The sequence below is a fragment of the Bacillus sp. BB51/4 genome (assembly GCF_008368845.1).
GTDB classification, from domain to species: Bacteria; Bacillota; Bacilli; order Bacillales; family Bacillaceae_G; genus Bacillus_A; species Bacillus_A wiedmannii.
Map to the genome: position 1 here is coordinate 1 of NZ_QOSC01000034.1, position 10,354 is coordinate 10,354.

At 35.8% G+C, this 10,354-nt stretch carries 15 protein-coding genes; 12 read left to right on the top strand and 3 right to left on the bottom strand.

All coding sequences use genetic code 11. The annotated features are described in order from the left end of the window. On the bottom strand, window positions 1-164 hold a 164-nt coding region (locus DN392_RS29390), incomplete at its 3' end, for an exosporium leader peptide-containing protein (RefSeq protein WP_139187177.1). A gap of 165 nt (window positions 165-329) precedes the next feature. On the opposite strand from DN392_RS29390, the gene DN392_RS29395 reads away from it, so the two are divergent. The 10 genes from DN392_RS29395 (at window position 330) to DN392_RS29440 (ending at window position 8,359) form a co-directional block, all read left to right on the top strand. Next, a complete protein-coding gene (locus DN392_RS29395; protein ID WP_064056828.1) occupies window positions 330-1,430 on the top strand; it encodes a glycosyltransferase in 1,101 nt (366 codons plus the stop codon). A gap of 151 nt (window positions 1,431-1,581) precedes the next feature. After that, a complete protein-coding gene (locus DN392_RS29400) occupies window positions 1,582-2,271 on the top strand; it encodes a class I SAM-dependent methyltransferase (protein ID WP_064056827.1) in 690 nt (229 codons plus the stop codon). Continuing rightward, window positions 2,268-2,954, top strand: coding sequence for a glycosyltransferase family protein (locus tag DN392_RS29405; protein WP_000100683.1), 687 nt, complete (start codon window positions 2,268-2,270; stop codon window positions 2,952-2,954). Before DN392_RS29400 ends, DN392_RS29405 begins: the two co-directional genes overlap by 4 nt. 12 nt (window positions 2,955-2,966) lie before the next feature. Then, entirely contained in the window at window positions 2,967-3,647 is a 681-nt protein-coding gene (locus DN392_RS29410) for a glycosyltransferase family protein (RefSeq protein WP_088321077.1), read from the top strand. A gap of 14 nt (window positions 3,648-3,661) precedes the next feature. Next, a complete protein-coding gene (locus DN392_RS29415; RefSeq protein ID WP_064056826.1) occupies window positions 3,662-4,399 on the top strand; it encodes a sugar phosphate nucleotidyltransferase in 738 nt (245 codons plus the stop codon). An 8-nt stretch (window positions 4,400-4,407) separates the two neighbouring features. Further along, the gene (rfbC, locus tag DN392_RS29420; RefSeq protein ID WP_061672180.1) at window positions 4,408-4,953 is read left to right on the top strand and encodes a dTDP-4-dehydrorhamnose 3,5-epimerase; all 546 of its coding nucleotides are present in this window, start codon (window positions 4,408-4,410) and stop codon (window positions 4,951-4,953) included. Window positions 4,954-4,969: 16 nt separating this feature from the next. Further along, on the top strand, window positions 4,970-5,941 hold the full coding sequence (rfbB, locus tag DN392_RS29425) for a dTDP-glucose 4,6-dehydratase (protein WP_088321079.1): 972 nt from the start codon (window positions 4,970-4,972) through the stop codon (window positions 5,939-5,941). An 11-nt stretch (window positions 5,942-5,952) separates the two neighbouring features. Next, window positions 5,953-6,807, top strand: a complete 855-nt coding sequence (gene rfbD / locus DN392_RS29430; protein WP_061672178.1) for a dTDP-4-dehydrorhamnose reductase — start codon at window positions 5,953-5,955, stop codon at window positions 6,805-6,807. A gap of 109 nt (window positions 6,808-6,916) precedes the next feature. Further along, window positions 6,917-7,687 carry an enoyl-ACP reductase FabI gene (gene fabI / locus DN392_RS29435; protein ID WP_000421885.1) on the top strand — a complete coding sequence of 257 codons (771 nt, stop codon included), beginning with the start codon at window positions 6,917-6,919 and terminating at the stop codon, window positions 7,685-7,687. 141 nt (window positions 7,688-7,828) lie between these two features. Further along, the gene (locus DN392_RS29440) at window positions 7,829-8,359 is read left to right on the top strand and encodes a spore coat CotO family protein (RefSeq protein WP_064056868.1); all 531 of its coding nucleotides are present in this window, start codon (window positions 7,829-7,831) and stop codon (window positions 8,357-8,359) included. Between the two features lie 60 nt (window positions 8,360-8,419). On the opposite strand, the gene exsY is transcribed toward DN392_RS29440, so the two are convergent. Continuing rightward, a complete protein-coding gene (gene exsY / locus DN392_RS29445) occupies window positions 8,420-8,878 on the bottom strand; it encodes an exosporium assembly protein ExsY (protein WP_001277728.1) in 459 nt (152 codons plus the stop codon). Between the two features lie 125 nt (window positions 8,879-9,003). Here exsY and DN392_RS29450 point away from each other — a divergent pair, with 125 nt between their 5' ends. Together DN392_RS29450 and DN392_RS29455 are read left to right on the top strand one after the other, a co-directional pair. After that, window positions 9,004-9,363, top strand: coding sequence for a DUF1360 domain-containing protein (locus DN392_RS29450; protein ID WP_000899661.1), 360 nt, complete (start codon window positions 9,004-9,006; stop codon window positions 9,361-9,363). 101 nt (window positions 9,364-9,464) lie between these two features. Next, window positions 9,465-9,650, top strand: coding sequence for a hypothetical protein (locus tag DN392_RS29455; protein WP_033657682.1), 186 nt, complete (start codon window positions 9,465-9,467; stop codon window positions 9,648-9,650). 77 nt (window positions 9,651-9,727) lie between these two features. On the opposite strand, the gene exsF is transcribed toward DN392_RS29455, so the two are convergent. Next, window positions 9,728-10,231 carry an exosporium protein ExsF gene (exsF, locus tag DN392_RS29460; protein ID WP_061673292.1) on the bottom strand — a complete coding sequence of 168 codons (504 nt, stop codon included), beginning with the start codon at window positions 10,229-10,231 and terminating at the stop codon, window positions 9,728-9,730. Between the last annotated feature and the right edge of the window lie 123 nt (window positions 10,232-10,354).

Sequence of the window (10,354 nt, forward strand, 5' to 3'; positions counted from 1 at the left end):
GTTGGCCCAGTCGGCCCAGTCGGTCCAGTCGGTCCAGTCGGCCCGGTAGGAAGGGTAAACGGTGGTATTGGTGGTAATGTTGGTCCTACAAGATTAGGGTCAAATGCACTAGCTGATAAAGATTCATCGGGATTTAATCCATCTGAATAATTATTATTTGACATAAATTCACCTCCATAAAGCGTTCATTATATAGTAGATGCAAAACCGGAAGAAAATGACACGGACATTTGAATTATTGAAAAGAAATCTTAAACTGCTTGTGCAAGTTAAAAAAGTGGAAAGTTTATTGTATGTATAACATATGATTGATTTGGAAGAGGGTGATTATGTTGAACAAGCAAGGAATTACAATTAGTTTATGTATGATTGTTCGAGATGAGGAAGATACAATCGGTCGATGTTTAGACGCAGTAGAAAAAATCGTTGATGAAATTATTATAGTTGATACAGGTTCCATTGATCGAACGAAAGAAATTGTAGCTCAATATACCTCTAACATATATGACTTTCCATGGATTAATGATTTTGCGGCAGCTAGAAATTTTTCTTTTTCAAAAGCAACGCAAGAATATATATTATGGCTAGATGCTGATGATGTGTTATTAGAAGATGCTCAAGAGGCATTGAAGCTATTAAAAAAAGAATTAGATTCTAATGTGGATGCTGTTTCGATGCCTTATCATCTTGTAATGGATTCTAATGGGAAACCTTTATACTGTACAAAAAGATATCGGCTTGTAAAGCGTGAAAAAGAATTTCAATGGTTTGGAAAGGTGCATGAGTATTTAGCTATTTTTGGTGAGATTTTTAATAGTAATGTTGCGATTACGCATAAAAAAGAAAAGAAAGTAACGAACCGCAATTTGAAAATTTTTCAGGATGCTGTAGCAGCTGGAGAAGAATTGAGTCCGAGAGATTTGTTTTATTACGCGAATGAATCTATGGATAATCAAAAATATGATGATGCAGTTTTACTTTATAAAACATTTCTTAATCAAGATGAAGGTTGGTATGAAGAGAAAATTTATGCATGTGGTAAATTAGGAGATTGCTATGCAAAGCTTGGAATGTGGGAGAAAGCAGTTGAATCTTGTGTAAAGTCATTTCGGTATGATGTCCCTAGAGGAGAGAATTGTACAAGAATAGGATATATATATATGGATCAACAAAAATACAATGAAGCAATTTTTTGGTTTAAACTTGCAACAGAAGTGACAATGGCAACAGAGAGTCCTTTTCACAGTCCAGCTAGCTACACATGGATTCCCTATTTACAAATGTGTATTTGTTATAGCAAGTTAGGCGAGCAAGATAAAGCTTATTATTACAATGAATTAGCAGCTTCTTATGTTCCGAATAATGCTGCAATTGAATACAATCGCAAATATTTTCGGAGTGTTTTTGATAAACTATATAAATCGTTATAGGTTGCGTTTTTTAGAAATGGCTTATCAAGATTCTAACTCTAATAGATTGGCTATATAGTAAAGTATCGGTAATGTAACCAGTACTGGTTACATCTATAGACTTCATATGAAGTTTATATTTCAAATTCAATTTGCATAAGGAGTGTGTGAAATGAATTCCCCAAAAAATTCTTTATATGAAGAAAAGTCTGGGCATTATTATAATGCAGTGAATCCGAATTTATTAAAGCATATAAAAAAGGAATGGAAAGAAGTTCTTGATATCGGTTGCTCGAGTGGTGCATTGGGAGCGGTCATAAAAGAAAATGGCACACGTGTATCTGGAATTGAGGCATTCCCAGAGGCGGCAGAAAAAGCAAAAGAAAAACTAGATCATGTTATTTTAGGTGATATAGAAACAATGGATATGCCGTATGAGGAGGAGCAATTTGATTGCGTTATATTTGGGGACGTATTAGAGCATTTATTTGATCCGTGGGCTGTAATAGAAAAAGTAAAACCATATATAAAGCAAAATGGTGTAATTTTGGCTAGTATACCGAACATTTCTCACATTTCAGTATTAGCTCCCTTACTCGCTGGAAACTGGACGTATACAGAATATGGTCTATTAGATAAAACACATATTCGTTTCTTTACATTTAATGAAATGCTACGAATGTTTTTAAAAGCAGGTTATTCGATTAGTAAAGTAGATCGTGTATATGTTGATCATAAAATGTATGAACCGCTTATCGAGGAGTTATATGGAATTTGTAAAAAATATCGTCTTGGAAGTGGCTTCATGGCTGAGACGGTTGTATTTCAATATATTATTGAAGCAGAAAAATCACAATTATGAGTACGGCAGATAAAACAATATTATTTGTTACGTGTATAAATGATCGGAAAATGTATGCACAATGTGCGCGACATATATTACAATTGCCAGTTCCTCCAGGATATACGATACAGTTTATGCCGATTCGGAATGCGAAAAGTATGACGAGCGGATATAATCAAGCAATTTCGCATCCAGCAAAATATAAAGTGTATATACATCAAGATGTTTTCATTGTAAATGTAGGATTTTTATATGGATTACTTCAATTGTTTCAGGAACATGAACATCTTGGAATGATCGGTATGGTTGGAGCCCAATATGTTCCTCCAAATGGAACATGGAATGTAGGCAGAGGAGTTGTTGGGAAAGTAATTGGTTATATGAATGATTTATATTATATGGCAAGTCAAGAAAAGCCGTACCATGAGTCAAAAACATTTATGCCTGTAGAATGTATTGATGGATTATTAATGGCAACGCAATACGATATTCCGTGGCGGGAAGACTTGTTTGATGGGTTTGATTTTTATGATGTATCTCAATCATTTGAATTTAGAAAAGCTGGCTATACAGTTGGGGTTCCTGTACAGCGTGATGCGTGGTGCATTCATTATCATATTGATGTGAATATGACCAACTATGAAAAGTACAGAAAGATATTTGTGGAGCACTATATGTCAGATGTAAATCAAGACGAATAGAGGGGCTACAAGATGAAGGATCATACAATATTAGTCGTTGTTTGTATAAATAATGAAGAGCTATTTGAACAATGCGAGAGACAAATACGAAACCTTTTTGTTCCCCCTGGTTATGTCGTACAAATTTTTCCGATACGAGATGCGAAAAGTATGGCAAGTGCATATAACCGAGCACTTTCATATCCCGCGAAGTATAAGGTTTATATACATCAAGATACTTATCTTATTAATCGAGAGATGTTTTATACACTCATTTCTCTTTTTAAAGATAATGAAAAACTTGGTTTAATTGGCGTAGCTGGTGCTCAATTTTTACCGAGCAACGGGATATGGTGGGAAGGAAAAAATTTGGTAGGGAAAGTGATTGAGTACAGGAGACAGAATTATCAATTATTAAATTTGGATCAGCTGTTTTATAAGAATCAATCATTTATGTCAGTTCAGGCAATTGATGGATTATTAATGGCCACACAATATGATATTCCATGGCGAGAAGACTTGTTTCAAGGATTCCACTTTTATGATGTGTCGCAGTCTTTAGAGTTTCAAAAGGCGGGTTATTTAATTGGTATCCCTAATCAAGCAAATTTATGGTGTATACATTACAACGGGGATGAGTTTGATGCGGATACATATGAGAAGTATCGGAAAGTGTTTGTAGAACATTACAAAGATATACTATCTCCATCATAAGGGAGAGATGCAGGATGAAAGGAATTATTTTAGCAGGTGGAACTGGATCTAGATTATATCCAATAACGAAAGTAACAAATAAACATTTGCTTCCTGTTGGACGTTACCCAATGATTTATCATGCGGTATATAAGTTAAAACAATGCGAGATTACAGATATTATGATTATTACAGGTAAAGAGCATATGGGAGATGTTGTTAGTTTTTTAGGAAGCGGTCAAGAGTTTGGCGTGTCCTTTACGTATCGTGTGCAAGATAAGGCTGGGGGAATTGCACAAGCATTAGGGCTTTGTGAGGATTTCGTCGGGAAAGATCGTATGGTAGTTATATTAGGAGATAATATTTTTTCAGATGACATTCGTCCGTACGTTGAAGAGTTTGCAAGTCAAAAAGAGGGTGCGAAAGTACTGCTACAATCTGTAGATGATCCGGAGAGATTTGGTGTAGCAAATATTCAAAACCGAAAAATAATTGAAATTGAAGAAAAGCCGAAAGAGCCGAAAAGTTCTTATGCAGTTACAGGAATTTATTTGTATGATTCGAAAGTTTTTTCTTATATAAAAGAATTAAAACCTTCCGCAAGGGGAGAACTTGAAATTACAGATATTAATAATTGGTATTTAAAACGAGGGGTACTTACTTATAATGAAATGAGCGGTTGGTGGACGGATGCGGGAACTCATGTTTCTCTTCAAAAGGCGAATACGTTAGCGAGGGATATAAACTTTGGGAAACAGTTTAACGGAGAATAGGTGAGAATATGAAAGTTGTAGAAACAAACTTTACCGACGCAAAATTGTTAGAACCGAGGTTATTTGGAGATGAGCGTGGCTTTTTTACAGAAAGTTATAATAAGAAGGTGCTAGAAACATTAGGGGTTACGTATTCGTTTGTACAGGATAACGTATCTTATTCAGCGCAGGCGGGAACGATTCGGGGATTACACTTTCAAAAAAATCCGAAAGCACAAACGAAACTTATTCAAGTTATGCAAGGAGCAATCTATGACGTTATCGTCGATTTACGAAAAGATTCCCCAACGTTTCAACAGTGGAGAGGATATATTTTAAGTGCAGATAATCACCGGCAATTATTAGTGCCAAAAGGATTTGCACATGGTTTTTGTACACTTGTTCCGCATACGATTGTTATGTATAAAGTAGATGAATATTATAGCGCCGAGCATGACTCAGGGTTACTTTGGAGCGATAAAGAATTAGCAATTCCATGGCCGGTAACAAGTCCTATTTTGTCTGATAAAGATCGAATATTACCGTTACTTCAGGAATGCGAAGATAGCTTTTGAGTAGGAGAGTTGTTATATGAATATATTAGTAACAGGTGGGGCCGGATTTATTGGAAGTAACTTTGTTCATTACATGTTACAAAGATATGAAACATATAAAATTATTAATTTCGATGCATTAACATATAGCGGGAATTTAAATAACGTGAAGTCTCTTCAAGGGCATCCTAATTACTCTTTTGTAAAAGGAGAAATTCAAAATGGAGAGCTGCTAGAGCATGTCATAAAAGAGCGAGACGTCCATGTGATTGTAAATTTCGCAGCTGAATCACATGTGGACCGTAGTATTGAAAATCCGATCCCTTTTTATGATACAAATGTAATTGGGACAGTCACATTATTAGAATTAGTAAAAAAATATCCACATATTAAACTCGTGCAAGTATCAACAGATGAGGTGTACGGCTCTTTAGGGAAAACAGGGCGATTTACCGAGGAAACCCCGTTAGCTCCAAATAGTCCATATTCTTCAAGCAAGGCGAGCGCCGACATGATAGCTTTATCTTATTATAAAACATATCAATTACCAGTTATAGTAACGCGTTGCTCCAATAACTATGGGCCGTATCAATATCCTGAAAAGTTAATTCCGTTAATGGTTACGAATGCGCTGGAAGGAAAAAAACTACCGTTATATGGCGATGGATTAAATGTAAGAGATTGGTTACATGTAACGGATCATTGTAGTGCGATTGACGTTGTTCTGCATAAGGGACATATAGGAGAAGTATATAATATAGGTGGAAATAATGAAAAAACCAATGTAGATGTTGTGGAACAAATTATCTCTCTCTTAGGAAGAACGAAAGAAGATATTGCGTATGTTACAGACCGTTTAGGGCATGATCGTCGTTATGCGATTGATGCACAAAAGATGAAGAATGAGCTCAGGTGGGAACCGCAGTATACGTTTGAACAGGGGCTAAAAGAAACGGTGGAATGGTATGAACATCATATAGAATGGTGGAAACCACTAAAAGAAAAATAAGGGGCATATAAATGAAAGAACGGATTATCATAACGGGAGCAAATGGTCAATTGGGAAAGCAACTACAAGAAGAGTTAAATCCTGAAGAATATGACATATATCCATTTGATAAAAAGTTACTAGATATAACAAATATATCCCAAATGCAGCAAGTGGTACAAGAGATAAGGCCACATATAATTATTCATTGTGCAGCGTATACGAAGGTTGATCATGCTGAGAAAGAACAAGACCTTGCTTATGTAATAAATGCAATAGGAGCTCGCAATGTAGCGGTTGCTTCACAATTAGTAGGGGCAAAGTTGGTTTATATTAGTACCGATTATGTATTTCAAGGTGACAGACCAGATGGCTATCATGAGTTTCATAATCCATCACCGATAAATGTATACGGGGCTTCTAAGTATGCAGGAGAGCAGTTTGTCAAAGAGTTACATAATAAATATTTTATCGTTCGCACATCGTGGTTATATGGTAAGCATGGAAATAATTTTGTGAAAACGATGATGCGATTAGGGAAAGACAGGACAGAAGTGTCTGTTGTAGCGGATCAAATCGGCTCTCCTACTTATGTGGCGGATTTAAATGTGATGATTAATAAGCTCATGCATACTTCTTTATATGGTACGTATCATGTATCAAATAGAGGCTCATGTTCTTGGTTTGAATTTGCAAAAAAAATATTTGCGTATGCAAATATGAAAGTGAATGTATTACCTGTTTCAACCGAAGAATTTGGAGCGGCGGCAGCGAGACCAAAATATTCTGTTTTTCAACATAACATGCTACGATTAAATGGTTTTTCACAAATGCCTTCTTGGGAAGAAGGATTAGAGCGGTTTTTTATAGAAACAAAAAGTCATTAACAAAATTTAAGTTAATGACTTTTTTGTTTGCCTTTAAGAGGTTTTATGGTACTATAATTATAGTATCAGGTACTAATAACAAGTATAAGTAATTCTGGGAGGATATATCATGGAACTATTACAAGGGAAAACATTTGTTGTTATGGGCGTTGCGAACCAAAGAAGTATTGCGTGGGGAATTGCTCGCTCTTTGCATAATGCAGGTGCAAAACTAATCTTCACATATGCAGGAGAACGTTTAGAAAGAAACGTTCGTGAATTAGCGGACACATTAGAAGGACAAGAATCACTTGTATTACCTTGTGATGTAACAAATGATGAAGAACTTACAGCTTGCTTTGAAACAATCAAGCAAGAGGTTGGTACAATTCACGGTGTTGCACATTGTATAGCTTTTGCAAATCGTGATGATTTAAAAGGTGAATTTGTAGATACTTCTCGCGATGGATTTTTACTTGCACAAAATATTAGTGCATTCTCTTTAACAGCTGTAGCAAGAGAAGCGAAGAAAGTAATGACAGAAGGCGGAAATATTTTAACGTTAACATACCTTGGCGGCGAGCGCGTTGTGAAAAATTATAACGTAATGGGTGTTGCAAAAGCTTCATTAGAAGCGAGCGTGAAATATTTAGCTAACGATTTAGGTCAACATGGCATTCGCGTTAACGCTATTTCTGCAGGACCAATTCGTACGTTGTCTGCAAAAGGTGTAGGCGACTTTAACTCAATCTTAAGAGAAATTGAGGAGCGCGCACCACTTCGTCGTACAACAACTCCAGAAGAAGTTGGGGATACAGCAGTATTCTTATTCAGTGATTTAGCACGCGGCGTAACAGGAGAAAACATTCACGTTGATTCAGGGTATCATATCCTAGGATAAATATAATAGTAATTTTTAAAGGACAATCTCTAAATGCTGAGATTGTCCTTTTTATTTGTTCTTAGAAAGAATGATTTTTAACGAAAGTTCTTACCACGTTATGAATATAACTATAATAGTACACGATTTATGCAGCTACGTATGGAAGTGGGAGGGACGAGTGTGAAGAATAAAAATAAAAGTTCAACAGTTGGAAAACCGTTGTTATATATTGCGCAAGTAAGTATGGAACTTGCTGCACCGAAAATAAAAAGGATTATCTTAACAAACTTTGAAAATGAGGATCGAAAAGAGCGAAGTAATAGAAACGAAAATGCTGTAAGTAGTGCTGTGGAAGAAGTAATAGAACAACAAGAAGAGCAACAAGAAGAACAAGTAGAAGAAAAAATAGAAGAAGAGGAACAAGTACAAGAACAGCAAGAGCTAGTGAGAACTGTTCCGTATAATAAATCATTTAAGGATATGAATAATGATGAGAAAATTCATTTCTTATTAAACCGTCCTCATTACATTCCGAAAGTAAGGTGCAGAATAAAAACGGCTACAGTTTCTTATATTGGATCAATCATATCGTATCGTAATGGCATTGTATCCATTATGCCGCAAAATAGTATGAGAGATATTAGGTTGTCTATAGATGATATCCAATCGATTAGTATGGCCGGCTTTTAAATATGTAAAGGTGGTAGAAATTTTCTACCACCCCAATAGTTTTTTAGTTTACTTCACTTATTAGATAGAAACGTCGCGTAAGCACTGAATCGCACAGAAGCAGCTTAAATCAACAGTAAGACAAGTGTTAGTCGATACTAATCTTGCATTCGGTACAGCTAAAAACGTACAAATTGGATCATTATCAGGTGGTACAGGAGAAGTATCACCTAATACTACAGTTAATACACGTAATACAGCACAGCTATCATCATCTACACTTTCCACACGGAAAATTGGAGATCGGCAGCTAGAAAGGCTTGCAGTTGGTGCAAATGCTTCAAAAGGTTCTCCAGTTTTTGTGTATAAAATAAAAGGGCGTGTATTTGCTACTGAAGCACTATTGTGTGCTCCTAAAAATGGGATTTCACAACCAGATCCACACGTTGTTGTAGAACAATCTTGTAATTCATTGATGAATTTTACAACGTCAACTACACAATGAGAAGAGCCATGGTGTTTATTTTCGTTACAACTCATTAATGTCACTCCTTATCTTCTTGTTTGTATTTACATTAATAAGATATTGGAGTCGAGGAGATTTGGTCACACTCTCAAGAGCTTTTTTTTTAAATAGGCGAAAGAAGATAAGGGAAGGTGGAATCATGCTGTTTACAAGTTGGCTTTTATTTTTCATTTTCGCGTTAGCTGCTTTTAGGCTCACCCGTTTAATTGTTTATGATAAAATTACAGCTTTTTTGCGAAGACCGTTTATTGATGAATTAGAGATTACAGAGCCGGATGGAAGTGTATCAACTTTTACAAAAGTAAAAGGTAAAGGATTAAGAAAGTGGATTGGAGAATTATTAAGCTGTTATTGGTGTACAGGTGTATGGGTTAGTGCTTTTTTATTAGTTTTATATAATTGGATTCCTATCGTTGCAGAGCCGTTACTTGCATTATTAGCTATTGCAGGAGCAGCAGCAATCATTGAAACGATTACAGGATACTTTATAGGAGAATAATATATTTTCATAATACGAGAAAAAGCGGAGTTTAAAAGAATGAGGGAACGGAAATAAAGAGTTGTTCATATAGTAAATAGACACAATTGACAGTAGAGGAGATGTTTGCTGTGAGTAATAGTCCAAGGCAAAATTCATATGACCTGCAGCAATGGTATCATATACAGCAACAACACCAAGCACAACAACAGGCATACCAAGAACAATTACAACAACAAGGATTTGTGAAGAAAAAGGGATGTAATTGCGGGAAAAAGAAGAACACAATAAAACATTATGAAGAATGAAACACTCATATTACTGTGAGTGTTTTTTATTATAAATATAAAAAGCGGTATTTCTAAGGAAGAAATACCGCTTTTTACTAGCTAATTTGTGCAACTGTTAATGCTGCAGCACGGATGTCTACAGTTCCAACTAACTCAACTGGTACAATTTGAATTAAATCGCCAGGGTTTAAGTTAATCAGAATAACACCACTGGATACGTCTACTTCACCAGTACCAATAACGTTAGAACGAACTGCTGTACCTGATCCAGGAATAATGTTAGCTGGCGTACCTAATGATAAGAAGAAACGACCAGCTTCTGGTGCAACAGGTGCGTTATCAAGACTAATTGTTAATGTATAACTGATTTGATAAATACCAGCTCGTAGAATTCGAATGCCATCGCCGACACTTACTGTATCATTTATTACAGGAACAGTAATATTTGGGTTTGGACTTACGCTAGGTAATAGTAATGGTGTGAATAATGAAGCGAACTGAGGGGCAGAAGCGTTGAAAGCAAAACCGAAGGCAGGTAGTGTACTAGCTGGTTTCGCCTCACAATCGATTTTAGTAAATTCGCAATCAGAAGAGAACATGTTTTTCACTCCTTTATCTGTTTCTACTTTCAGTTAATGAAAAGGACAGGTTCTATGTTCTAGACAAGTTCCCAATTTTATAAAAAATACATAATAATACCTTTTAAGCATGGATTGGGTGGC